The sequence below is a fragment of the Dechloromonas sp. CZR5 genome (assembly GCF_008711155.1).
Classification (GTDB): domain Bacteria; phylum Pseudomonadota; class Gammaproteobacteria; order Burkholderiales; family Rhodocyclaceae; genus Azonexus.
In genome coordinates, this window is the sequence record NZ_VUYQ01000006.1 from 122,935 (window position 1) to 147,580 (window position 24,646).

The window sequence follows — 24,646 nt, forward strand, 5'->3', positions numbered from 1 at the left end:
GCCAAGCATGCCGGAAAGCGCCCAAGAGACATAACCAAATCAGGCGGCAGCGCTCGAAAGGCTTCCGGCATAGACGAAACCGGCCGCCGCCGAAAAAGCCGCGATATAGCAAAAGCGGAGGGCTGACCGCGGGTTTTCCCGCTTAGTGACAACCCCAATTCCATTTTCGCCATCCGCTCACTAGGCTTCCCTGCCACACTGGAGGGGACACATGAATCAACTCACCGCCGCCATCGCCGGCATCACGTTGTGTATCGCCACGCATGCTGCAATGGCCAACGAACCGATCCGCATCGCCGTGACCGGGCCTTACTCTGGCCCCTCCTCGCCCATGGGCCAGTCGATGCTGGCCGGGGTGCGGCTGGCAATCGGCGAAATGAACCTGGGCGGCGGCCTGCTCGGGCGGCAACTGGTGCTGGTCGAAAAGGACGACAAGGGCGATCCGGCAACCGGCAGGCAGGTCGTCGAGGAAGCCATCCGCCGGGACAAGGTGGTGGCCGGCCTGGGATTCATCAACACCGGCGTCGCGCTGGCCTCGCTGAAGGCCTATCAGGAGGCCCGGGTGCCGGTGATCGTCAACGTCTCGACCGGCAGCACCGTGGCCCGGCAGTTTTTCCCGCCCGCCGTTGCGGACAGCTACGCTTTCCGGAACTCGGCCAGCGACGACATCCAGGCGGCGATGATCGTTCGCGAAGCAGTCAAGCGTGGCCGCCATGCCAAGCTGGCCATTTTCCACGACAGCACGCCTTACGGCGAGCAGGGACGCGACCAATTGACCAGGGAACTGGCTGCAATCGACATCACGCCGGTGGCGGTCGAAAGTTTCGCCCCCGGCGTCAAGGATCTTTCCGCCGCCCTGCAGCGCGCCCGCACGGCCGGCGCCGAGGCCATCCTGACCTATGCCATCGGCCCGGAACTGGCAGTCATCGCCAACGGCCGCGCCCGCCTGGGCTGGAAGGTACCGATGATCGGCAGCTGGCCGCTGTCGCTGCCCAATTTCATCGAAGCGGCAGGCAAGAACGCCGACGGTGCGCGCATGCCGCAGACCTTCATCGAGGCCCCCAACAATTACCGACGCACCGCCTTCATCAGCGCCTATCACCAGGCCAATGGCAGCAAGCCAATTCCGTCCGCCGTATCGGCCGCCCAGGGCTACGATTCGGCCTTGCTGCTGATGGCGGCAATCAACCAGGCTGGCAGCACGGAGGGGCCGAAAATCCGCGCAGCGCTGGAAAACCTGCAAAAACCGGTCTATGGCGTGATCACGACCTATTCCCCCCCCTTCACCAAAGACGACCACGAGGCGCTGAGCGACAACATGGTGCTGATGGGTGAGGTGAAACAGGGAAAGGTCAGCTTTGCCCATGCCGACGACGAGCGGCGCAGCCTGCTCGTGCACCGCAAGCCGAAAGCTCAGCCGGTCAACTGACCCGACTGGATGCGCAAGGTCCGCCCGCAACGGGCGGCAATCGCCTCGTCGTGAGTGACCAGCAGCAAGGTCGTTCCCTGGCGGGCATTGAGATCGAACATCAGCTCGATGATCTGTCTGCCGGTTGCCGCATCGAGATTGCCGGTCGGCTCATCGGCCAGGACCAGGCCGGGGTTTGGCGCGAAGGCGCGGGCCAGCGCGACACGCTGTTGCTCGCCGCCGGAGAGGTGCTTCGGATAGTGCTTCAGACGATGACCGAGGCCGACGCGCTCCAGCCAGGCGCGCGCCGTCTCCGCAGCGCCGGCCATTCCCGCCAGCTCGAGCGGCAACATCACGTTTTCCAGCGCCGTCAGCGACGGCAGCAACTGGAAAGACTGGAAGACGAAACCGAGCACGCGTCCGCGCAGCCTGGCCAACCGGTCCTCATCCAGGGCATTCAGGGATACGCCGGCGAGCCGGACCTCCCCCGAGCTCGGCGCATCCAGGCCGGCGAGCAGGCCGAGCAGGGTGGACTTGCCCGAACCCGAGGCGCCGACAATGGCCACCGTTTCACCCGACATGACCGAAAAGGAAATATCCTGCAGAATCACCAGCGGCTCCCCACCGTTATCGACGGTCTTCCCCAAGCCCGAGACTTCCACTACCGGTTTATCTGCCATGCGGCCTGTCCTCTCCTTTTGCCTGTTCGTGTCTGCCCTGCTCTGTCTGCCGCTGCCTGCCCTGGCAGCGAAGACTATCCTGATCATCGGCGATTCGCTCTCCGCCGGCTACGGCATACGGCCCGAGCAGGCCTGGCCCGTCCTGCTCGACAAGCGACTGTCCGAAAAACGGCTCGATTATAGCGTCGCCAACCTGTCGATCTCCGGCGAGACCACTGCCGGCGGCCGCTCCCGCCTCGATACGGCGCTCAAGGCCCACAAGCCGGCTGTCGTCGTCATTGCCCTCGGGGCCAACGACGGCCTGCGCGGCCTGCCGCTGGGCCAGATGCGCGACAACCTGAATGCCATGATCGATGCATCGCGCGCCAGCGGCGCCAAGGTGGCGCTGGCCGGCATGCGCCTGCCGCCCAATTACGGCCAGTACGCCAACGACTTCGTACGCAGCTTTGCCGAGATCGCCAAGGCGAAAAAGACGCCGCTGGTCGAATTCCTGCTCGAGCCGGTAGCCGCCCAGGCCCGCTACTTCCAGGCGGACAACCTGCATCCGGTTGCCGAGGCGCAACCGCTGATCCTGGACCACGTCTGGCCGACCCTGCTCCCCTTGCTAAAATAGCGGGATGAAACGTCCCAACCCCACCGTGGCCGACCTGGCTGCCTACGACGAAATCATCGACGTGCGCTCCCCGAGCGAATTCGCCGAAGACCACATTCCGGGCGCCATCAATTGCCCGGTGCTGGACGACGCGCAGCGCGCCGAGGTCGGCACCCTCTACAAGCAGGTATCACCTTTCGAAGCCAAGAAAATCGGCGCCGCGCTGGTTTCCGAGAACATCGGTCGCCACCTGAAGGAACGCTTCCTGGATCGGCCCAAAAACTGGAAGCCGCTGATCTACTGCTGGCGCGGCGGCGAGCGCAGCGGCTCCATGACCACCGTCTTTCGCGCCATCGGCTGGGCAGCCGGACAACTGGACGGCGGCTACAAGTCCTGGCGCAGCTACGTCATCGCGCAACTGGCCGCCTTGCCGGCGCAATACCGCTTTGTCGTTCTCTGCGGCGCCACCGGCAATGCCAAGACACGCATCCTGCAAGCCTTGGGCCAGCGGGGCGCACAGATTCTCGACCTGGAAACACTGGCCAGCCACAAGGGTTCGGTGCTCGGCGTCCTGCCCGATCAGCCGCAACCATCGCAGAAAGCCTTTGAAACGGCGCTGCTGGCGTCGCTGTCGGGACTCGACCCGCAACGCCCGGTGTTTGTCGAAGCGGAAAGCCGCAAGATCGGCAACCTGCATGTTCCGGAAGCCTTGATCGAGCGCATCCGGCATGGCGACTGTGCGACGGTCGATGCCACCCTCGAGGCCCGCGTCGACTTCCTGCTCAAGGATTACGATTACTTCCTCGGCTACCCGGCGCTGCTGGCATCACGTCTGGAAATCCTGCGCTCGCAGCACAGCCGGGAAACCCTCGAACACTGGCATGCCCAGATCAGCGCCGGAAACTGGCCGGCGCTGGTGCGCGAACTGCTCGAGCTTCACTACGACCCCTTGTACCACCGTTCGCAGCACCACAATTTCACCGGCATGCAGCACCCGGAAGTCTTTGCCACCGACGACCTGTCGCCGGCCGGCATCGCCCGGCTGGCCGACGCCATCGCTCAGTCGCGCACGGCGCAGACGGCCTGACGCATGGCCGGCTTCGGGCGGTCGGTGTAGCCTTCCTCGAAAGCCACTTCCCGCAAACCGGCGGCAGCGGCAATTTCGCGTAGTTCGCCGGGCCGCAGCAGGAAATCGGGATTCGACGGCTTGCCGTAGGTCTCGTTGCCGCACATGAAGGTTTCGTAGATCAACACGCCGCCGGGCGCCAGCAAGGCCAGCAGATCGGGCAGGCGCGGCCTCCACAGGTAGTTGGTGACGACGATGCCGGTATAGCAGCGCCCCGTCAGGGGCCATGCATCGCCCTCCAGATCAAGCTGCCGGGCTTCGACGCCCGGAACCCCGGCCAGGGCGGCGATAGCCGCCGCATCGCGGTCGACGGCATGCACCGCATACCCCCTGGCTGCGAGCCAGCGGGCATGGCGGCCGCTACCGCAGGCCAGGTCGAGCACCGCCCCGGTGGCCGGAATTCGCTCGCCATGCAGCACCACCCATGAGGAAGGCGGTATGATCGTCGGGTTTTCATTCGAGGAGATGGGCATGTCGGGCATCGTGGTCGTTGCGGAAAACGGAATGGGAAGATACCAGCAGGCAGTCACCGCAGGCCAGCACCGCTTGCTCGCCGATGAACCCGAAAGCCTGGGCGGCACCGATGCCGGGCCGGCTCCCTTCGACCTGGTGATGTCCGGACTGGGCGCCTGCACCTCGATGACGTTGCGCATGTATGCCGAACGCAAAGGCCTGTCGCTGGAGCGGATCAGCGTCACGTTGAGTCACGACAAGATCGAACTCGATGGCGCCAGCCGCGACCGGATCAGCCGCCGGATCAGCCTGGAAGGCGAACTGAGCGACGAACAGCGCCAACGCCTGCTGGAAATCGCCAACAAGTGCCCTGTCCACCGCCTTCTGTCGCAATCGGTGATCCTTGCTTGCAGCCTGGAAAATTAGCCAATAACCCTATCTTGATCAATGACAATACAGGGCGCCTGTGACAAAATGACGCACTGCACAATAACAGCCTAATACGAGGGGCTTGCCATGTTGGAACAGCACTATCTCACCGCGCTTTTCGAACCGAAATCCGTCGCCGTGATCGGCGCCTCGGACCGTGAAAATTCGGTCGGCAACATCATCTTCAAGAACATCCTGAGCTCGGGCTACAAGGGCCGGCTCTATGCCATCAACCCCAAGCACGACACGATCCAGGGCCAGCAGGCCTACAAGTCGATCGAGGAAATCGGCGCCCGGGTCGAACTGGCGGTCATCGCCACCCGCGCCCAGACCGTGCCCCAGCTGATTGAACAGTGCGGTCGCAGCGGCGTGCGCAACGTGATCGTGATCACCGCCGGCTTCTCCGAATCCGGCCACATCGGCGCCGCCATCGAGCGCAAGATGCTCGAGATCGCCCGCTCCTACAACGTCCGCATCCTCGGCCCGAACTGCCTGGGCATCATCCGCCCCGAACTCGGCCTCAACGCCACCTTCGCCAAGATCACCGCCAAGGCCGGCAACCTGGCCCTCGTCTCGCAGTCCGGCGCCATGTGCTCCGCCGTGCTCGACTGGGCCAAGGCCAACGACGTCGGCTTCTCGTCGGTGATCTCCATCGGCATGACGGCCGACGTCGATTTCGGCGAAATCCTCGACTACCTGATCTACGACAGCCGCACGCACTACATCCTGATGTACGTGGAGGGTATCCGCAACGCCCGCCGCTTCATGAGCGCACTGCGCTCGGCCGCCCGCATCAAGCCGATCATCCTGCTCAAGGCCGGCCGCCACGAAGCCGGTGCCGCTGCGACCGCCATGCACTCCGGCATGGCCGCCGTCTCCGACACCGTCTTCGACGCCGCCGTGCGCCGCGCCGGTGTCGTCCGCGTGCAGAACGTCGGCCAGCTGTTCTACGCCGCCAAGGCGCTGGCCTCCAAGTTCCGTCCGCTCGGCAACCGCCTGGCCATCATCACCAACGGCGGCGGACCGGGCGCCATGGCCGCCGACCGTGCCGGCGACCTCGGCATCCCGCTCGCCGAACTGACCAACGAAACGATGGCCGTGCTCAACAAGGCGCTGCCCGCCAACTGGTCGCACGCCAACCCGATCGACATCGGCGGCGATGCGACACCCGAGCGCTACCGCGACGCCATCCTCGCCGTGACGCACGACGCCAACGTGGACAGCACGCTGGTCATGCTGTCGCCGCAGGCGATGACCGATCCGTTGGCCGTCGCCCAGGCCATCGTCGAGGTCGCCGACAAGCTGAACCGCTCGCTGATCTGCTGCTGGATGGGCGAAGAGCAGGTACGCGACGGACGCAAGTACCTGGAGGAAAACGGCATCCCGGCCTTCCGCATGCCGGAGACCGCGATCGAGCTGTTCCACCATATCTCCAAGTACTACCGCAACCAGAAACTGCTGCTGCAGACGCCGGAGCCGACTCGCCAGCACGGCCGCCCGGAAGCCGAAGGCGCCAAGATGCTGATCGAGGCGCTGCTCGCCGAACGACGCAAGGTGCTGTCCGAGATGGAATCAAAGGCCATCCTGCGCGCCTTCAAGGTGCCGGTGGCGCAGACCATGGTCGCCCGCACCGCCACCGAAGCGCTGCTGCTGGCCGAGCAGATCGGCTTCCCGATCGCCATGAAGGTCGATTCGCCCGACCTGCCGCACAAATCCGATGCCGGCGGCGTGCGCCTCAACATCGGCAACGCGCCGGCCGTGCGCAACGCCTACCACGACATCATCGACACCGTGAAGAAGCGCCGGCCCGACGCCAAGATCAACGGCGTCTCGATCGAGCCCTTCCTGTCGCGCCCGAACGGCCGCGAATTGATGATCGGCGTCTTCCGCGACCCGATCTTCGGACCGGTCATCACCTTCGGTGCCGGCGGTTTCGACGTCGAGATCTTCTCCGACCGCTCGGTTGCCCTGCCGCCGCTCAACCGCTTCCTGGCCAAGGACCTGATCGACTCGACGCGTGCCGCCAAGATCCTCGGCCAGTTCCACAACATGCCGCCGGCCGACCGTGAGTCGATCAAGGAAGTGCTGCTCTGCATCTCGGAAATGGTCTGCGAACTGCCGTGGATCCAGGAGCTCGACCTCAATCCGCTGATCGTCGATGAAAACGGTGCCATCGCTGCCGATGCCCGTATCGTCATCGACCACGCTGCCAGTGCGAGCGGCGACCGCTACGCCCACATGTCGATCTACCCGTACCCGGTGCATCTGATCCAGGAATGGCAGATGAACGATGGCCAGGTGGTCACCATCCGCCCGATCCGTCCGGAAGATGCCGACATGGAGCAGGAATTCGTCAAGAACATGTCCGACGAATCGCGCTACTACCGCTTCATGGACACCCTGCGCGAACTGACCCAGACCATGCTGGTGCGTTTCACGCAGATCGACTATGACCGTGAAATGGCCCTGGTGGCGACGATCACCAAGGAACTCGAGGACAACGTCGATGGCGTCGAACCCTACGACCACCAGATCGGTGTTGCCCGCTACGTGGTCAACCCGGATGGCGAGTCGGTCGAATTCGCACTCGCGGTCGGCGACGATTGGCAGAAATGCGGTGTCGGCCGCAAGCTGATGACGGCACTGATCGAATGCGCCCGCATGAAGGGCTACCGTGCCGTGGTCGGCGACGTCTTGTCGACCAACGCCAAGATGTTCCGCCTGATGACCAGCCTCGGCTTCACCATCCACCCGCATCCGGACGACACCGCCGTCAAGCGCGTGGTCAAGCCGCTGACGGGCTGACCCTGAATTGCTCCGGACACATCCGGAGCGCGCCAAAGAAAAAAGCCGGTCGATGACCGGCTTTTTGCTTGAAGATCGTGGTGTTTTTCGTAGCGCTTATTCGCCGAAGAAATTCACGTCGTACGGGTAGGATTTCTGCGGAACCTTGGAAGCGGCATTGCGCGCCGAGGTATCGACATCCTGCTTCTTGTCCCACCACAGGGCGCGGCCGGCCTTCTGGTCTTCGACCCATTCCGGGTTCTTGGCAAGCATTTCGTTCATCCAATCCTGATGATCGGACGTGTACGTGGTATTGACGTCACCCATTTCGCGACATTCCTCAAGCTAAACAAGACAATCCCGCAATTCTAGCATGCGGTATTGGCGCTCAGGGGTACAAACCACGGGTCGCCCGCGCCGCCAGCACGCGACTGCAACCGATGACGAATGCCGCCGTGCGCAGCGACAAGCCGCGCTCAGCGGCCAGTTGCCAGATGGCGTCAAAGGCCTCGGTCATGATCCGGTCGAGGCGGGCGTTGATTTCCTCTTCGCTCCAGAAAAAGCTGGAGAAATCCTGAACCCACTCGAAATAGCTCACCGTAACCCCGCCGGCATTGGCCAGCACGTCGGGAACAACCATCACCCCCCGTTCGGCGAGTATGGCCTCGGCTTCCGGTGTGGTCGGGCCATTGGCGCCTTCGACGACGATCCGCGCCGTGACCTGTTCGGCGTTGTAACGATTGATCTGCGACTCGAGCGCCGCCGGCACCAGGAACTCGCAAGGCAGCGCCCAGAAATCGGCGCTGGGCACCATTTCCGCTCCCAGGGCGCCGAGCAGGGTGCCGTTGGCTGCATGAAAAGCCTTCAGGGCTGCCACATCCAGGCCGGCCGGGTTGTAGACCGTACCGCTGACATCCTGGACGGCAACGATTCGCGCACCGGCCTGGGCAAACATCCGGGCGCTCGCCTCGCCGACGTTGCCGAAACCCTGAACGATCACCCGCGCCCCTTCGATCGGCAGATTGATGCGCCGCGCCGCCTCGCGCGCCGAGACGAAGACACCGCGCCCCGTCGCATCCGGCCGCCCGAGCGAACCGCCCAGCTCCAGCGGCTTGCCGGTCACGACGCCGGTCACGGTGCGCCCCTCGCCCATCGAGTAGGTATCCATCATCCAGGCCATGGTCTGGGCATTGGTGTTCATGTCCGGCGCCGGAATGTCCTTGTCCGGGCCGATCATCGAACTGATCTCGCTGGTGTAGCGACTGGTCAGGCGCTCCAGTTCCGATGCGTTGAGCTGGCGCGGATCAACCCGGATGCCACCCTTGGCGCCGCCAAAAGGCACGTTGACCACGGCGTTCTTGATGGTCATCCAGCCGGACAGGGCCATGACCTCGGACAGCGTCACATCCTGGTGATAACGGATGCCGCCCTTGCCCGGCCCGCGCGAGGTATTGTGATGCACGCGGTACCCCTCGAAGTGGGCGATTTCGCCGCTATCGAGGCGAATCGGCACATCGACGATCAGCGAACGCTTGGGTCGGCGCAGCGTCTCGACCCAGGGCTGCAACGCCGGCTCGAGCAAGGGCGCCACCTGTTCGACCTGATGCAGGAAAATCCGCCAGGGGCCGATGTTCTCGGCGGAAATATACGAAGGCAGTTGGGTATGGTTTTGTGTCATGGCTACACCTTTCATGCACTCAGCGTCATCAGGGCGGTATTGCCGCCGGCCGCCCCGGCAAGGGTAATGGCCCGGAACACACAGGATAACCGTCTGCGCATGACATGGAAACCGGCAGCCGCCACCCGATCCCGCTGGGGCATGCTCCCCTTGTTGCCGTACCGGACAAGCAGGATCGTGAACAACACAAGGCGCCCTGTCGAATACTTGGCAATGACCGGAATATTCGCCTTTTGTTTCCCATGATTGGCACAGCCACCTGCCCAGGGTTATGCTTTGGCACTTCACCCAACAACCGGAGAGAGACAAACGTGAGCGCCCTGCTGCCCCACCCCGATCCCGATGGCCTGCTTGAATATTCGGTGGTCTATACCGACCGCGCCTTGAATCACATGTCGCAACGTTTTCAAGGGGTGATGAAAGACATCTCGCGCCTGCTCAAAAAGGTCTATAACGCGCACTCGGCCGTCATCGTCCCCGGCAGCGGCACCTTCGGCATGGAAGCCGTGGCCCGCCAGTTCGCCAACGACCGGAAAGTGCTGGTTATCCGCAATGGCTGGTTCAGTTTCCGCTGGACGCAAATTTTCGAGATGGGAAAGATTCCCGCCGAAAGCATCGTGATGAAGGCACGCCAGGTCGGCAACGGCGATCAGGCACCCTTTGCCCCGGCCCCCATCGAGGAAGTGGTGGCGGCCATTCGCCAGCACCGGCCGGCCGTGGTCTTCGCACCGCACGTCGAAACGGCATCCGGCATGATCCTGCCCGACAGCTACATCAAGGCGGTCGGCGAAGCGGTGCGCGAGGTTGACGGCCTGTTCGTGCTCGATTGCATCGCCTCCGGAACCATCTGGGTCGACATCGCCGCCAACTGCGTCGACGTCCTGATCAGCGCCCCGCAGAAGGGCTGGAGCGCCTCGCCCTGCTGCGCCCTGATCGCCCTGGGTGAACGCGCCCGTGCCCGCATCGACGAGACGACGAGCAGCAGCTTCGCCTGCGATCTGAAAAAATGGCTGCAGATCATGGAAGCCTTCGAAAACGGCGGCCATGCCTACCATGCCACGATGCCAACCGATGCCTTGGCGGTCGTGCGCGATGTCATGCTGGAAACCGAAGCCTACGGCTTCGACAAGGTTTGCCGGGAACAACACGAACTCGGCCGCCAAGTCCGGGAACTCCTCGAATCCCGCGGCTTCCCCAGCGTCGCGGCCGACGGTTTCAAGGCACCCGGCGTCGTCGTCAGCTACACGACCGACCCGGACATCCAGTCGGGCAAGAAATTCATCGCCGGGGGTTTCCAGACGGCTGCCGGCGTTCCGCTGCAATGCGATGAGCCGCCTGCGTTCCGCAGCTTCCGGATCGGCCTGTTCGGTCTCGACAAGCTGCACCATCCGGAACGAACCGTCGCCCATCTCGCCAGGGCGCTGGACTCACTCCCCGGCTGACAAAAAGGAAGCGCGGTTCACCCCGCGCTTCCTTCGAACCGATCAGGCTTTTCCGGCGTATTTTTTCTCGCCGGCCCGCACCTCGAGCGACAGCCAGTTTTCCGGTGGCGGCAAGGGGCAGGTTGCAAAGGGCGTAAAGGCGCAGGGAGGATTGTAGGCGCGATTGAAATCCAGCCGGATACGACCGTTTTCCGGCACCGGTGCCTTCAGGAATCGCCCGGCGCCATAGCTTTCCTTGCCGCTGGTACGGTCGCGAAACACGAAAAAGACCTCGTGCCCGCCCACCGACATCGGCAGCAAGGCCACTGCCTGGCCCGCATGCTCGAATACGGCGCGGTGCGAAACGCTGACCGTCTTCAGATCGCCGGTCACGCTGGGCACCTCCATGACCAGCGGCGGATCGATGACCTCCCAAGCGGCATCGACTACCCAGTCAGCATCAAAAGGGAAATACGCCAGCCCGGCAAAGGGTGCGCTGCGCGCCCATTCGCGGTCACGCAAGCGCACCGCCAGTTGCCCTTCGCGATCGACGACGAAGAACGAAAGATGGCCGATATCCACCACCGTCGGCGCACCGTCCAGGTCCGTCTTCAAAATCTGCTCCGGCCCGTCGGCCGGCTGCCAGACCGCCTCCCCGGCCTCCCAGAGGATTTTCCCCTGCTCGGGAAGACCCGCCGGCAGGAGCACCTCGCTCTCCTCGGCGGAACCGACGCGATTGATGCCCGGCTGCAGCCAGAACAAGCCGATCAGCCCCAGCCAGCTGGATGGCGCGGCCAGTTCGTCCTGGCGCTCACGTTGCCAAGCTTGGAGATCATTTACCATTGATTACAATTCCCTTGTTTTCTGCACCCGCTTCGATTCGTTATTCGCTTAACCTGACAACCATCACGACAAAACGAGGAGCGCTTCATGAAAAACATCATCCTGGCGGCACTGATCGGTACCGCTTCCCTTTGCGCCTATGCCGTCGACGTCAATGTCAACGTCGGCAACGTCCGCGTGCAAGGCCCCGGCGGTGTGACCGTCACCTTCGGCAGTCGCGATACGCGCGGCTACTACTGGGACGGCTACGAATACCGCGATCCCGACTACTGGCGTCAGCACAACGGCCCGCGTGGCGAAAAATACTACACCGGTCGCGGCAACAACGGCGTTCCCCATCAGGGTGGCGGCCATTGCCCGCCGGGCCAGGCCAAGAAGGGCAATTGCTGAACGCCGCAACAACACCGGAAACCTGAGGGAAGCGCGGCCGAAAGACCGCGCTTCCCCCTTGCTCAGGCATCAGCCCTTGTTGAAGCGCATGATGCCGTTCTCGCAGGACACACGGATCGTGTCCTTGGCGCCGAACCGCCCTTCCAGGATGGCCTTGGCCAGCGGATTCTCGATCTGCTGCTGGATGGCGCGCTTGAGCGGGCGAGCACCGAATACCGGGTCGAAACCGGCCAGCGCCAGTTCGGACAGCGCGCTGTCATCGACCACGATGCCCATTTCGAGCTGTGCCAGCCGTTTTTCAAGGTAGCCGAGCTGTATCTTCGCGATGCCGGCAATGTGCTTTTCGTCCAGCGCATGGAAAACCACCACTTCGTCGATCCGATTGATGAACTCGGGCCGGAAGTAGGTCTTCACCTCGGCCATCACCGCCATCTTGATCACGCCGTAATCGTCGCCCGACATCTGCTGGATCATCTGGCTGCCGAGATTGGAGGTCATGACGATCACCGTGTTCTTGAAATCCACGGTACGTCCCTGACCGTCGGTCATCCGGCCATCGTCCAGCACCTGCAGCAGCACGTTGAAGACATCCGGGTGTGCCTTTTCGACCTCGTCGAGCAGGATCACGCTGTACGGCTTGCGACGGACGGCCTCGGTCAGGTAACCGCCCTCCTCGTAGCCGACATAGCCCGGCGGCGCGCCGATCAGGCGGGCGACCGAGTGCTTCTCCATGAACTCGCTCATGTCGATGCGGATCAGGTGTTCCTCCGAATCGAACATGAACTCGGCCAGCGCCTTGCACAGCTCGGTCTTGCCGACGCCCGTGGGGCCGAGGAACAGGAAGGAGCCGTAGGGGCGATTGGGGTCGGACAGACCGGCGCGTGAGCGACGGATCGCGTCGCCGACCAGACGCACGGCTTCATCCTGGCCAACTACCCGCTTGTGCAGGCGGTCCTCCATGTTGAGCAGCTTCTCGCGTTCGCCCTGCATCATCTTGCTGACCGGGATGCCGGTAGCGCGCGATACCACTTCGGCGATTTCCTCGGCACCGACCTGAGTGCGCAGCAGCTTGTTTTTCTGCTGCGCGCCATCGCCGGCCGCTTCGGCGCTCTTCAGTTGCGCCTCGAGCTGCGGCAGTTTGCCGTATTGCAGCTCGGCGACCTTTTCCAGCTTGCCTTCGCGCTGGAATTTGGCGATGTCGGCCTTGAGATGATCGATTTCCTCCTTGATCTGCGCGGAACCGAGCACAGCCGACTTCTCGGCCTTCCAGATTTCCTCCAGATCGGAGTATTCCTTGGTCAGACGGGCGATTTCATCCTCGATCAAGCCGAGGCGCTTCTGCGAGGCTTCGTCCTTCTCCTTCTTGACGGCCTCGCGTTCGATCTTGAGCTGGATGATGCGGCGTTCGAGCTTGTCCATCGACTCGGGCTTGGAATCGATTTCCATCTTGATACGGGCGGCAGCCTCGTCGATCAGGTCGATGGCCTTGTCCGGCAGGAAACGGTCGGTGATGTAACGCTGCGACAACTCGGCGGCAGCCACGATGGCCGGGTCGGTGATGTCCACGCCGTGGTGCAGCTCGTACTTTTCCTGCAGGCCGCGCAGGATGGCGATGGTCGATTCGACGCTCGGCTCGTCGACCAGCACCTTCTGGAAACGGCGCTCCAGCGCTGCATCCTTCTCGATGTATTTGCGGTATTCGTTGAGCGTCGTGGCGCCGATGCAATGCAACTCGCCGCGCGCCAAGGCGGGCTTCAGCATGTTGCCGGCGTCGATGGCGCCTTCGGCCTTGCCGGCGCCGACCATGGTGTGGATTTCGTCGATGAACAGGATGATGCGACCTTCGTCCTGCGCCACTTCCTTGAGCACCGCCTTCAGGCGTTCCTCAAACTCTCCGCGATACTTTGCACCGGCCAGCAGGCCAGCCATGTCGAGGACCAGGACTTTTTTGCCCTTGAGGGTTTCCGGCACCTCCTCGTTCACGATGCGCTGGGCCAGGCCTTCGACGATGGCCGTCTTGCCGACGCCCGGTTCGCCGATCAGCACCGGGTTGTTCTTGGTGCGGCGCTGCAGGATCTGGATGGCGCGGCGGATCTCATCGTCACGACCGATCACCGGGTCGAGCTTGCCCTGCGCGGCGCGCTCGGTCAGGTCGATACAATACTTTTTCAGCGATTCGCGCTGCCCTTCCGACTCCTGCGAATCCACTCCCTGACCGCCGCGCACGGCCATGATCGCGGCCTCGACCGACTTGCGACTGAGGCCGTGCTGCCTGGCGATGCGCCCGGTTTCGTGCTTGTCGTCGCACAGGGCGAGCAGGAACATTTCGCTGGCGATGAACTGGTCGCCGCGCTTCTGGGCTTCCTTGTCGGTCAGATTGAGCAGGTTGCTCAGGTCGCGACCGACCGAGACGTCGCCGCCATGACCCTCGACCTTGGGCAAGCGGGTCAGCGCCTGCTCCAGATCGCGCTTGAGGCCCGGAACATTCACGCCAGCCCGCGCAAGCAGCGACGCGGTACCGCCATCATCCTGTTGCAGCAAGGCCAACAGCAAATGCTGCGGCTCAATGAATTGTTGGTCGCCGCCGATCGCCAGGCTCTGGGCGTCGGCTAAAGCCTGCTGGAACTTGGTGGTGAACTTGTCGAGACGCATGATGGTCCTTCACGGGAAAATTTCGATAGCCAGCAGATGCGGGCGCCACGACAGAATTTCAACAAGCCGGTAAAAAAACCTTGTTTTCCATCCCCCTCCCGGTCGGTCGGGGGTAGATGCCATGCGCCGGCTCAGCAACTCCGCGCGACGATGACTTCGCCGCGAGCACTCGCCGCCTGCCTGGCCTTGGCGAATTCGACCAGTTGGTCGGCCGCCAGCGACTTGCTGAAATACCAGCCTTGAATGACCAGCTCGTCCTGCCCGGCAAATACCTGCAGTTGGGCTTCGCTCTCGACGCCTTCGATAACCACATCCAGCGCCAAGGTTTCGGCAAAGCGCAGGAGACCCAGCATCGTCTCCCGACCCCGAGTGCTGTCCAGCGCGACGACGAAACTGCGGTCGATCTTGATCACGTCGATGTCGAACTGGTGCAGATAGCTAAACGACGAGTAGCCGGTGCCGAAATCGTCGATATAAACCCGCGCGCCAATTCGATGGAACTCGTCGATCGCCGCGCGAATACGCTCGATATCGCCAACCAGGGTCTGCTCCGTGATCTCCACCGAAATCTGCCCCGCCCCTCTGGCAACAAGACGCACGAGCCTGTCGCAATACTCGGCATCGACCAGCGAATAGCCCGTGACGTTGATCGTCACCGGAATGACGAATCCCTCGCCGCGCCATTGCTCGACCTGGTGCACCGCTTCGGCGGCGACCCAGATATCGAGATCCTTCATCAGCCCGGTCCGCTCCAGCCACTGCAGGAACTCCCAGGGTTGCTGGCTGCGCCCTTGCCGATCGCGGGCACGCAGCAATGATTCGCAACCCGTACACAAGCCGCTGCCCAGCGCGACTTGCGGCTGATACTCAAGATAGAACTCGTATTCGCTGATCTCACGGATACGGTCGCGCTGCTCGCGCTGCATCTTGCGGAAGCTGTGAGCGAATACCACCGGGTCGTTGGCGTAAAGGCTGGCCTCTTCGTAAAGCTGCGTGAACGTGGTGTCGAGGGAACGCACCCGGATGGTCGACTCCTCGCGCCCCAAAACGTCGATTGCGCGGATGAACGGCGCATAAACCAAAACCCCCAGCGCAAGCAGGCCAAGCTGCAGCAATACCGCCGAATAATCGCCCCCGGTCGCCAGGTAGGCATTCAGCAACACCGGCGAATTGAGCGGCAGGCTATCGACTACCGGCGCGATCAAACCCGCCCTGGTCACCGCCAAAGCCAGGGTCACGTTAAGCATGGGCGCACAGAAGAAAGGCAGCGCCAGACGTGGATTGAGGATGATGGGCAGACCGAAGAGCAGAATTTCGTTGACGTTGAGCAGTGCGATCGGCAGGCTCGCCCAGGCCAGCAGGCGCAAAGTGCGATGCCGGCAAAACAGCAGAATGGCGACCAGCAACGAAAAGGTGGCGCCGCTGCCGCCGATAAAGACGAAGGCCCCGAGCAAAGAACTGTTGAGCGCCCAGGAGCCGGTGCCGCCCCCCTGAACATCGACGGCATTCATTGCCACCGCCTGGTTCAGCACATCGAACACGGGCTGCAAGGCGTAGTAACCGTGGATACCGAAGAACCAAAGCAGGGAGTTCAGCCCGGACACGGCAATTCCGCTGAGGTAAGGGCTATCCAGGAAAGATAGCTGCAGCGGCCGATCCATGTAGCCGAGCATGGGCGTGAGGAGCAGCAGATACAGGCTGAGGGCAAGCAGGATGGCTGTCAGCACGCCGGGAATGATCAGATTGAGCGAATCGCGCACGTTGTCGCCGGCCAGATCGGCACCGGCGATCTGGGTCCATTTCCTCCGGTGTAGCCAGTCCATGATCGGCAGGTTGACCAGGGGCGAAGCAATGGCAATAAACAGGATGAAAGTGGACGCCGCCCACGGATGCCCCTTCAACATTGAGGCGGCGATGACGACATAGAAAAAGCACAGGAAGGCGACAGGCAAGCGCGGCAAGCGATAGTGGATCGACATCATGTAGCCAATCGACGCGGCAACCAGGAAAGGCAGCACGCCGCTCATCTCGCGATGTAGTGCTTCTGCGGCCCGAATCAGCGACGGAGGAGCCGCCAGCATCCTGAAAACCGCTGCCGCAAGCAGAAAAGTGGCCGAAACCAGAAGACAGGGAACAATCCACAGCAAGCCTTCGCGAATGGCCCGCATGGTGTATGAGGACACCACCCTATCCAGCGATCTGACGACGACGCCCGGGAAAGCCGCAAGAATTTTCATGACCCCCCCTGCGTACCATTCATTCAGGATATATGAAAATTAGAAAATAACCACATGCTCGTCACTACCCGGCGACGGCCGATAGCCGCCTCAGCATTTGTCCGCCGGTCAGGGCAGCAAATCATTCAATTCCGCAAATCGAGCCGGGCTCCGGTTGGCACCGGAGCCCGGTCGCGGTCAGGTCCGGAAACGGGCGACCGTCTGGTGGAGCGATGCGGACAGCGATTGCAAGTGCCGTGCGGCATCGGAGGTCTGGCGGACCGCCAGGGCGCTTTCCTCGGACATCTGGGCAATGGTTTCCAGCTTCTGGGCGATATCGTTACCGGCCATGCTTTGTTCGGCAATCGACTCGGAAATGCCGTTCACAACGTCCGTGACGCGGGAGGCGCCGTCGCGGATTTGATTGATCGACTCCCCAGCTTGATTGGCCAGCGCAACACCATTGGTCACTTGTGCCACCCCGGCCTGCATGCTGTCGACCGCATTGCGTGTGCCGTTCTGTATCTTGGAAACCATGTCGGCAATCTCGGTGGTCGACAGGCTGGTGCGCTCGGCCAGCTTGCGCACCTCGTCGGCGACGACCGCGAAGCCGCGTCCCTGTTCGCCGGCACGTGCCGCTTCGATGGCGGCATTGAGGGCGAGCAGGTTGGTCTGATCGGCAATTTCCTTGATGGTATTGACGATGGACGTGATCTGGTCGGATTGCCGTCCCAATTCTTCGACGATTTGCGAGGAGGACTGTACCGCTTCGGAAATCTTGCGCATTTCGCTGGCGGCATGATGGATCACCGCCGCGCCTTCCTGCGATAGCGAACCGGCCGTCTGCGAGATGCCGTGGGCTTCGGCGGCATTTTCCTTGACCTGATCGATGCTGACGGCCATTTCTTCCACCGAGGCCGCCATTGACGAGGCTGCATCGCTTTGCTGGCTGGCGCGGTCGGCAACGGCTTCGGAGGCGTGAAGCAGCTGGTCGGCGGCATTGGCGACCTGTTCGGCATTGTTGACGATGCTGGCGATCATGTTGCGCAGCGTTTCCTGCATGGAGCGGATGTTGGCCAGCAAGCTGGTCTGGTCGTTGGCACCGCACTCCACCGGGGTGGCTAGGTCGCCGCTGGCGATACGCCGGGTGACAGCCGACGCGAGGGACGGATCGCCACCCAGTGTCTTGACGATGTTGTGCGACAACATCGTCAAGGAGATGGCGATGAAGCCGCTGATCAGCAAACCCAGAAGACCAAGCTCGATAGCATCGGTACGGAACTTGGCATCCACGTCGTCAACATAAATGCCGGAGCCGATCACCCAGCCCCAGGGGGCGAAACCCATGACGTAGGAAATCTTGGGAACGCCCTCGTCGGAGCCCGGCTTCGGCCACTGATAATCGACGAAACCGGCGCCGCTGGCTTTGACGACCTTGTTGAACTCGAGGAACAGCAGCTTGCCGTTCTTGTCTTTCAGCTGATCCAGCTTTTTCCCCTCAAGCTCGGGCTTGATCGGATGCATGATCATCATGTCCTGCAGGTCGTTGATCCAGAAATACTCGACCTTGTCGTAGCGCATGTTGCGAATGGCGGCAGCAGCACGCTGTTTGGCCTCGTCCATCGATATCTGGCCATCACGTGCCGACTTTTCGAAGTGGGCAGCAGTGGCATGAGCAACCTCGACCAGATTTCGTATTTTTGCCTGTCGGTCTTCGAGCATCTGACTCTTCTCGTTGATCAGCAGCAGAACGAACAGTGCGGCCAGCGCCACAATCGTGGTGGCTGTCATGGCCAGTAATTTGGTGCGCAGTGTTACTCCCGGGCCAGACATCTTGCTCTCCTTTTTGATGTTGAATTGACTTGATACAAATGTCAAAAATATTAGTTTTACGTGACAATGTAGCACAAGCCGGGGCGCAAATCCCCACGGAATATCAAATCGGCGTCGGATTGTTGTCGGCTGCTTGGAATTGGCGGGAACAGTCCCTATCCGTCCGGTATCGGAAATTCCGCTACCGGACGGTATTCATGCGAGTCGATAAATTTACGATCAAGTTTCAGCGACCAGCAACTTATCAAACTGCGGCACCTGCCACTCGCCATGCTGCAGCAGGGCGATAGCGGTACGACTTCGCTGCTGTCGCAGGCGGGAGTCAATGTACCGGGCAGCAAGCGCGACCTGGGGCAGGCGCTGAGCGCGCCTTGCCCTATCGGCTGGCTTTACTTCATTTTTCCCAGCGTGCCGCTGCGCTGTCGTCAGTCTCGCGGGCATCGACCCAGCGCCCGCCGTCGGCAGTCGCCTCTTTTTTCCAGAACGGCGCACGGGTTTTCAGGTAATCCATGATGAACTCGCAGGCCGCAAAAGCCTCGCCGCGATGCGCACTGGTCACGGCAACCAGCACGATCTGGTCGCACGGCTTGAGCGGCCCGACGCGGTGGATGACCAGCGCGTCGTAGATTTCCCAGCGCCCCCTGGCCTCGGCAACGATTTCCTCCAGCGCCTTCTCGGTCATACCGGGATAGTGCTCGAGCGTCATCTCCGACACCGAGGCACCATCGTTCAGGTCGCGAACCAGGCCGAGAAAGCTGGCCAGCGCGCCAACACGGGCATCGCCGGCACGCAGCGCAGCCAATTCGGCACCGGTATCGAAATCCGCTTCCTGAACCCGAACAGTCATTTAGGCTACCTCACGCGCTTCTAGGAAGCGCAGGTTGGGATACTTTTCTTTGACCATGTTCAGATAGACATTGTTCGGCGCCAGATAGACCGGATCGTCGGCACCGTCGAGCGCGACGTTGGCGCTGTAGCGGTCTGAAAGCTGGCGCAGTTCGGCAGGATCGCCCGTGATCCAGCGCGCCGTCGAACAGTTGTAGCTCTCGAAAATGACCTGTACGCCGTATTCGTGCTCCAGACGGTGGGCAACCACGTCGAACTGGAGTGCGCCAACCGCGCCGAGAATCATGTCGGACCCGGAAATCGGGCGGAACAACTGGGTCGCCCCCTCCTCGGCCAGCTGCTGCAGGCCTTTCTGCAGTTGCTTGATCTTCAGCGGGTTGCCGATACGCGCCAGGCGGAACATTTCCGGCGCGAAGGACGGAATGCCGGTAAAGCGCAGGTCTTCGCCCTCGGTGAAGGTTTCGCCGAGGCGGATGGTGCCGTGGTTGGGGATGCCGATGATGTCGCCCGACCACGCCTCATCGGCAGTGGAGCGATCGCGCGCCATGAAGGTAATGGCATTGTTGATCGACAGGGTCTTTCCGGTCGCCACCTGCTTGACCTTCATGCCCCGGTCGAAGCGGCCGGAACAGACGCGCAGGAAGGCGATGCGGTCGCGGTGCTTGGGGTCCATGTTGGCCTGGATCTTGAACACGAAGCCGGAGAACTTGCCTTCGTTCGGGGCCACCTCGCGACTCTCGCCCTTGGCCAGGGCCGGCCGTGCCTTGGGCGCCGGCGACAATTCAACCACCGCGTCGAGCAGGCTCTGTACGCCGAAGTTGTTGACCGCAGAACCGAAGAAAACCGGCGTCTGCTTGCCGCTCAGGTAAGCGTCGGCGTCGAACGGATGCGACGCACCACGCACCAGTTCGATGTCGGTGCGCAATTCGTCAGCCTGGGAGCCAATCAGTTCATCCAGGCGAGGATTATCCAGCCCCTTGATGATTTCCGCTGTGCCCTTCTCGGCCTGCGGGTCGAAGAAGGCGATGGTGTCGTCGTACAGGTGATAAACGCCACGGAAGCGCTTGCCCATGCCAATCGGCCAGGTGATCGGGGCGCACTGCATGCCGAGCACCGACTCGATTTCGTCGAGCAGATCGATCGGCTCCTTGCCTTCGCGGTCGAGCTTGTTGATGAAGGTCAGGATCGGCGTATCGCGCATGCGGCAAACATTGAGCAGCTTGATGGTCTGCGCTTCGACGCCGTTGACCGAGTCGATGACCATGGTCGCCGAATCGACCGCCGTCAGCGTGCGGTAGGTGTCTTCCGAGAAGTCCTCGTGGCCCGGCGTGTCGAGCAGATTGATCATGCACTCGCGGTACGGGAACTGCATGACCGACGAGGTCACCGAGATGCCGCGCTGCTTCTCCAGCTCCATCCAGTCGGAGGTCGCGTGGCGCGATGCCTTGCGGGCGCGCACTTCGCCGGCCACCTGGATGGCGCCGCCGAACCACAGCAGTTTTTCGGTCAGCGTCGTTTTACCGGCGTCGGGGTGGGAGATGATCGCGAAGGTGCGACGGCGGGAGATTTCTTGGTCGAGAGCGGACACGGTGAGCGGAAGAATGCGGAAAACCGCTCATTATACCCGGTCCGGCAAGCTCCTCAGACCGGCAGCGCGACCCGATAGAGCGCCCGACTGGTGTAGGCGAGCCATGGCAAGGTCAGCAACAGCAGCGGCAAAACCAGGATGCTGCCGATCACCGTCGCCGACAGCAGTACGGCCCAGACCATGGTCGTGAAGAAATTGCCGAAGACGACGCGGACGCTGGTCACCACCGCCTCGACCAGCCCGACCCGCCGCTCGCACAAAAGCGGCACCGCAAAGGCCGATATGGCGAAGAGCAGGAAGGCAACCACCGCTCCCGACAGCGAAGACCACAGCACGAAACGAGCAACGCTGGCCGAGGCAGGCAACAGTTCGCCCAGCCAGACGGGTACGTCGCCGATCATGTAGGCGTAGAGAATGGCCGCATCGGTCACGAAAATCATGAACAGCAGGCCGCAGACCAGGGCCAGTGCCCAGATGGCGCGGCTGGCACCGGAAAACCCGGCGGCAACCGATGAAAAACCCGCCCCCTTTCCCGCCGTGTGATCTCCGGCAATGCCGAAGAAACCCGCCAGGATGGCCGGCCCGACCAGCATGAAGGCACCCGCTGCGGCAATGACGAAGGGGGTCCAGCCGCGGGCCAGCAGACCGCCGATGATAGCGGCGCCAAGCAACACGAAGATCGCGGTGTAGGCCATGCTGGTTCCCCGCGTTTCGCCTGCCAGCCGCCAACCTTCGGCCAGGGCGTCGAAGAGGGTATCGAGATCGAGCGGCTGGGCGGTCATGGCGTCTCCGGTGTCATGGCGCCAAACGGGCGCAATCCCGTATGAGACTATCGGAGCCGAACGCCAAGCTCTCTAATGCAAATCAAATTTCCTTGCCGCTCAGACCGCCACCAGCGTTTGCCGGCCATACCATTCGTCGCCGGCTGCCACGACCACCGGCTGCTCGGCTGCGGCTTCGACGCACAGCATGTGCCGCCAGCCATCGGCCGGCATATCGGCGAGGGCCGCACATTGGTCGACCCAAGGGTTCCATACGACGACGTCCGGAAAACCCTGCCCCTGGATCGCCAGACTGAGGTTACCGGCCTGCAGCAATTGCGGACGACGCACCTGGCGATAGACACGATCCATCTCGGCCTCGACCGCAATGTGGGTACCGCTGTCGCGAACGATTGCGTCGCCCTTGGCGGCATCCCGGTAATTGTGGCCGTACAGGCCTTCCAGCGTCACGTCCTCGACCTGGACGACGCGCAGATAGGTATGCAATGCACCGGTGAAACTGAACGCCGCATCGCCCGTATTGGCTACGCACAACTCCAGATCGATCCGGTCGGCCTCCAGCATTACCGTCAGTTCGAGACGGAAGGCATGCGGCCACAGGGCGCGCGTCTGCTCGTCGTCGGCCAGTTCCATGGTCAGCAGGGCGTAGTCGTCGCCGCCACGCCGGGCGCCGACCTGCCACGGAAGCGTCCGTACGAAGCCGTGTTTCGGCAGGTCGCCCAGGCCGGAAAACTGGGGCCAGCAGACCGGAATACCACCCCGGATGGCCCTCGTGCCGTCAAAAACGGCCTTGTCCGACAGGAACAGACGCTCGCGCCCGTCCGGCGTGATCCAGGAGAGCACCTGAGCGCCCAACGTACTGACTACGGCGCTGGCACCCCGCGGCCCCTGCAAACGCAGAGCCGGGATGCCGTGGAATTCGATTTCTTCAATGCAGGGTTTCATGTGTATTCGGAACAATGTAGAGGTGGGGACGGACATGCAGCATGTCGACGTGATGGCCGGTCAGGGTCACGCTGCCAAAACAGCGATTATTGCCCGTATCGCTGTACTCGAAGGCAAAAATACGCCGTAGCCGCAATACACCTTCGTCATCCCGCTGCAATTTCACGGAACGTCCGACCACGGTTTCGTCCAGAAACTGCAAGCCCTCCTCCTGGCAGGCCTTGCGCGCCGCCAGAACCCCGATCTCGCGCGCCTTCAGGCTGTCCAGCCAAAACCAGACAGCCCCGGATAGCGCGCACAGAAGCAACAATTCATACAAGTTCATCACATTAGTATACGAAAAGCGGAAATTCTCCACAGAATATCGATCAGATTTATCTGATAATTCGAGCGTCAAATTTCATCCCCAGACCATGGACTCCCCGCTGCAATTATTTCGCGAGTTGCTCCCGTTCGGCCCATCAAGTGCCGAACAGAAGAGCGTTGCGGCAGTCCGCGGCCTGCTGGATACCCTGGTCGGCCTTTCTCCGCAGGAGACGGTCGCCAAACTGGCCGCCACTGTTTTGCCGACGGTGAATCGCCAGCCCAACCTGCACATGCGCTTCAAGCTGCTCGAGGACATCCGGCACGAAACCGAGCAGGCGCTGCCGAGGCTCGAACAGGAAATCAGCCAGGCCGTCCTGCCGCTGCCGCTCGTCACGACAACCGCCGCACTTCACGTCGACAACCTGCTCAAGGGCCTTTCGATTGCATATGCCGGCATTGCGCGAGGCATCAACAAGGGGCAGATGGAAAGCGGCATGAGCCACCTCTTCCACCGCAACCTCCAGCGTGCCATGGCCATGGTCTCCCGTCGCCAGCTGCTGGCCTACCGGGCCTATGCCGCGCCCTCCGCGTCGTCCTGGCAGACCCTGCACGATCTCTATCAAATGGTCCGCGGGCCGCTGGCGATGCCGCTGAACGGCGAAACGGCGCCCATCGAACACGAATACCTGGGTGCGCTCCTGTTCGCTTACCTCGAACCCAGCAAGCTGCCGCGTTCCGATCTGGAGATGATCAACATCTGCTCGCGCCAGTTGGCGGCCTATGCGAGCATTGGCGATGCACTGGCCGATCCCGCCGGCATCAAGCACCCGGACTCCTGCTTCATGGTACGTCCCGACGAAGGCAATCCGGGCTACCCGCTCTCGCGCCTGCAGGCATCCACCTCCACCTTCGGCAGCCTGCTGGTCGACTGCTCGCAGGTGCTGGCGGCACTCGATCGCAATATCACGCGCCGCCCTGGCAAGACCGTGGAGCCGGACCTCAATGCCCCGCCCGCCGTGCTGCAATCGCTGCGCGTGGCCATTGGCGGCAAGAGTTCGCGGCGCTTCAGCCGAACCCACTTCCGCCCCCGCGGCGATCTGGTTTCCGGATTCAATTCCGTCATCACCTTTTTGGACGGCAACGCCTTTTCACGGCGCTCGGTAGACGCCGCCCATCGTTACAACGGGCGTGAATTCACCTCCAGCGAATGGGCGCTGGTTGACGAAAGCCCGGACGGATTCCGCCTCCGCTTCATCAAGGGTGAAAAGAAAACCCTCGGGGCCGGCGACATCGTCGCCCTGCAACCCCGCGAATCGAGCAAGATCCACGTTTGTTTCGTCCGCCGCATTTCATCGTCGCAAGTCCGCCTGGAAATCGGGCTCCAGTTGATGTCGCCGCAGGTCAGCGTCGTCGATGTCACCATCGAAGAGGTCGCGGGCGATTGCCGGGCCATCTTTCTGCATAGCCTGCCGGCTTACGGCAAGTTTTCCGGCCTGATCATTCCGCCGGGCAGCTATCGCTCCGGCCAGAAGGTCCTGGTCAAGCTGCCCGGACGCTCCCTGCTCCGCCAGCTCGGCAATTGCATGGAAGCCAACGACGGCCTGGCATTTTTCTCCCTGGACCAGATTCCCGACTAGGAGCGGCCGGCCGCTTCGCCACAGCGCTTGCCTGCCG

21 protein-coding genes are annotated in these 24,646 nt (G+C 62.5%); 8 read left to right on the forward strand and 13 right to left on the reverse strand.

Features of this window, described 5'->3' with window-relative positions; genetic code table 11:
• Positions 1-211 precede the first annotated feature (211 nt).
• Positions 212-1,429, forward strand: coding sequence for an ABC transporter substrate-binding protein (locus F1002_RS15855; protein WP_150430018.1), 1,218 nt, complete (start codon positions 212-214; stop codon positions 1,427-1,429).
• Here F1002_RS15855 and F1002_RS15860 read toward each other — a convergent pair.
• Positions 1,414-2,088, reverse strand: coding sequence for an ABC transporter ATP-binding protein (locus tag F1002_RS15860; protein ID WP_150430019.1), 675 nt, complete (start codon positions 2,086-2,088; stop codon positions 1,414-1,416). The genes F1002_RS15855 and F1002_RS15860 overlap by 16 nt on opposite strands.
• On the opposite strand from F1002_RS15860, the gene F1002_RS15865 reads away from it, so the two are divergent.
• On the forward strand, positions 2,087-2,701 hold the full coding sequence (locus F1002_RS15865; protein ID WP_150430020.1) for an arylesterase: 615 nt from the start codon (positions 2,087-2,089) through the stop codon (positions 2,699-2,701). The two genes, F1002_RS15860 and F1002_RS15865, sit on opposite strands and share 2 nt — an antisense overlap.
• Before the next feature lie 4 nt (positions 2,702-2,705).
• Entirely contained in the window at positions 2,706-3,767 is a 1,062-nt protein-coding gene (gene mnmH, locus F1002_RS15870) for a tRNA 2-selenouridine(34) synthase MnmH (RefSeq protein WP_150430021.1), read from the forward strand.
• Here mnmH and F1002_RS15875 read toward each other — a convergent pair.
• A complete protein-coding gene (locus F1002_RS15875) occupies positions 3,740-4,279 on the reverse strand; it encodes a bifunctional 2-polyprenyl-6-hydroxyphenol methylase/3-demethylubiquinol 3-O-methyltransferase UbiG (RefSeq protein ID WP_150430022.1) in 540 nt (179 codons plus the stop codon). The genes mnmH and F1002_RS15875 overlap by 28 nt on opposite strands.
• Here F1002_RS15875 and F1002_RS15880 point away from each other — a divergent pair.
• Both F1002_RS15880 and F1002_RS15885 read left to right on the forward strand, forming a co-directional pair.
• A complete protein-coding gene (locus F1002_RS15880) occupies positions 4,278-4,685 on the forward strand; it encodes an OsmC family protein (RefSeq protein WP_150430023.1) in 408 nt (135 codons plus the stop codon). The two genes, F1002_RS15875 and F1002_RS15880, sit on opposite strands and share 2 nt — an antisense overlap.
• 90 nt (positions 4,686-4,775) lie before the next feature.
• Positions 4,776-7,493, forward strand: a complete 2,718-nt coding sequence (locus tag F1002_RS15885; protein ID WP_150430024.1) for a bifunctional acetate--CoA ligase family protein/GNAT family N-acetyltransferase — start codon at positions 4,776-4,778, stop codon at positions 7,491-7,493.
• Positions 7,494-7,589: 96 nt separating this feature from the next.
• Here F1002_RS15885 and F1002_RS15890 read toward each other — a convergent pair whose 3' ends face one another.
• Both F1002_RS15890 and F1002_RS15895 read right to left on the reverse strand, forming a co-directional pair.
• A complete protein-coding gene (locus tag F1002_RS15890) occupies positions 7,590-7,799 on the reverse strand; it encodes a DUF3460 family protein (protein ID WP_150430025.1) in 210 nt (69 codons plus the stop codon).
• 61 nt (positions 7,800-7,860) lie between these two features.
• Positions 7,861-9,150, reverse strand: a complete 1,290-nt coding sequence (locus F1002_RS15895) for a Glu/Leu/Phe/Val dehydrogenase (protein WP_150430026.1) — start codon at positions 9,148-9,150, stop codon at positions 7,861-7,863.
• Between the two features lie 311 nt (positions 9,151-9,461).
• On the opposite strand from F1002_RS15895, the gene F1002_RS15900 reads away from it, so the two are divergent.
• Positions 9,462-10,592, forward strand: a complete 1,131-nt coding sequence (locus F1002_RS15900; RefSeq protein WP_150430027.1) for an aminotransferase class V-fold PLP-dependent enzyme — start codon at positions 9,462-9,464, stop codon at positions 10,590-10,592.
• A 42-nt stretch (positions 10,593-10,634) separates the two neighbouring features.
• Here F1002_RS15900 and F1002_RS15905 read toward each other — a convergent pair whose 3' ends face one another.
• Entirely contained in the window at positions 10,635-11,414 is a 780-nt protein-coding gene (locus F1002_RS15905; protein WP_150430028.1) for a DUF1684 domain-containing protein, read from the reverse strand.
• Positions 11,415-11,501: 87 nt separating this feature from the next.
• Here F1002_RS15905 and F1002_RS15910 point away from each other — a divergent pair, with 87 nt between their 5' ends.
• The gene (locus F1002_RS15910) at positions 11,502-11,804 is read left to right on the forward strand and encodes a DUF2502 domain-containing protein (protein ID WP_150430029.1); all 303 of its coding nucleotides are present in this window, start codon (positions 11,502-11,504) and stop codon (positions 11,802-11,804) included.
• Between the two features lie 69 nt (positions 11,805-11,873).
• Here the strand turns inward: F1002_RS15910 and clpB are convergent, their stop codons facing one another.
• The 8 genes from clpB to F1002_RS15950 form a co-directional block, all read right to left on the reverse strand.
• The gene (gene clpB / locus F1002_RS15915; RefSeq protein WP_150430030.1) at positions 11,874-14,456 is read right to left on the reverse strand and encodes an ATP-dependent chaperone ClpB; all 2,583 of its coding nucleotides are present in this window, start codon (positions 14,454-14,456) and stop codon (positions 11,874-11,876) included.
• Between the two features lie 131 nt (positions 14,457-14,587).
• Positions 14,588-16,693 (reverse strand): EAL domain-containing protein, encoded by a 2,106-nt coding sequence (locus F1002_RS15920; protein ID WP_150430031.1) that lies wholly within the window; start codon positions 16,691-16,693, stop codon positions 14,588-14,590.
• A gap of 177 nt (positions 16,694-16,870) precedes the next feature.
• Positions 16,871-18,505: a methyl-accepting chemotaxis protein gene (locus tag F1002_RS15925; RefSeq protein ID WP_150430032.1), complete on the reverse strand. Its 1,635-nt coding sequence runs from the start codon at positions 18,503-18,505 to the stop codon at positions 16,871-16,873.
• A gap of 394 nt (positions 18,506-18,899) precedes the next feature.
• The gene (gene moaE / locus F1002_RS15930) at positions 18,900-19,352 is read right to left on the reverse strand and encodes a molybdopterin synthase catalytic subunit MoaE (protein WP_150430033.1); all 453 of its coding nucleotides are present in this window, start codon (positions 19,350-19,352) and stop codon (positions 18,900-18,902) included.
• Complete coding sequence (locus F1002_RS15935; protein WP_150430034.1) at positions 19,353-20,939, reverse strand: peptide chain release factor 3; 1,587 nt, start codon at positions 20,937-20,939, stop codon at positions 19,353-19,355. It lies immediately after the preceding gene.
• A gap of 53 nt (positions 20,940-20,992) precedes the next feature.
• Positions 20,993-21,721, reverse strand: coding sequence for a DUF2189 domain-containing protein (locus F1002_RS15940; protein WP_150430035.1), 729 nt, complete (start codon positions 21,719-21,721; stop codon positions 20,993-20,995).
• Between the two features lie 99 nt (positions 21,722-21,820).
• Entirely contained in the window at positions 21,821-22,666 is an 846-nt protein-coding gene (locus F1002_RS15945) for a D-hexose-6-phosphate mutarotase (protein WP_150430036.1), read from the reverse strand.
• Positions 22,650-22,991 carry a DUF3301 domain-containing protein gene (locus F1002_RS15950; protein ID WP_150430188.1) on the reverse strand — a complete coding sequence of 114 codons (342 nt, stop codon included), beginning with the start codon at positions 22,989-22,991 and terminating at the stop codon, positions 22,650-22,652. The genes F1002_RS15945 and F1002_RS15950 overlap by 17 nt, the downstream gene beginning before the upstream one ends.
• Before the next feature lie 88 nt (positions 22,992-23,079).
• On the opposite strand from F1002_RS15950, the gene F1002_RS15955 reads away from it, so the two are divergent.
• Positions 23,080-24,609: a hypothetical protein gene (locus tag F1002_RS15955; protein WP_150430037.1), complete on the forward strand. Its 1,530-nt coding sequence runs from the start codon at positions 23,080-23,082 to the stop codon at positions 24,607-24,609.
• Positions 24,610-24,646 lie beyond the last annotated feature (37 nt).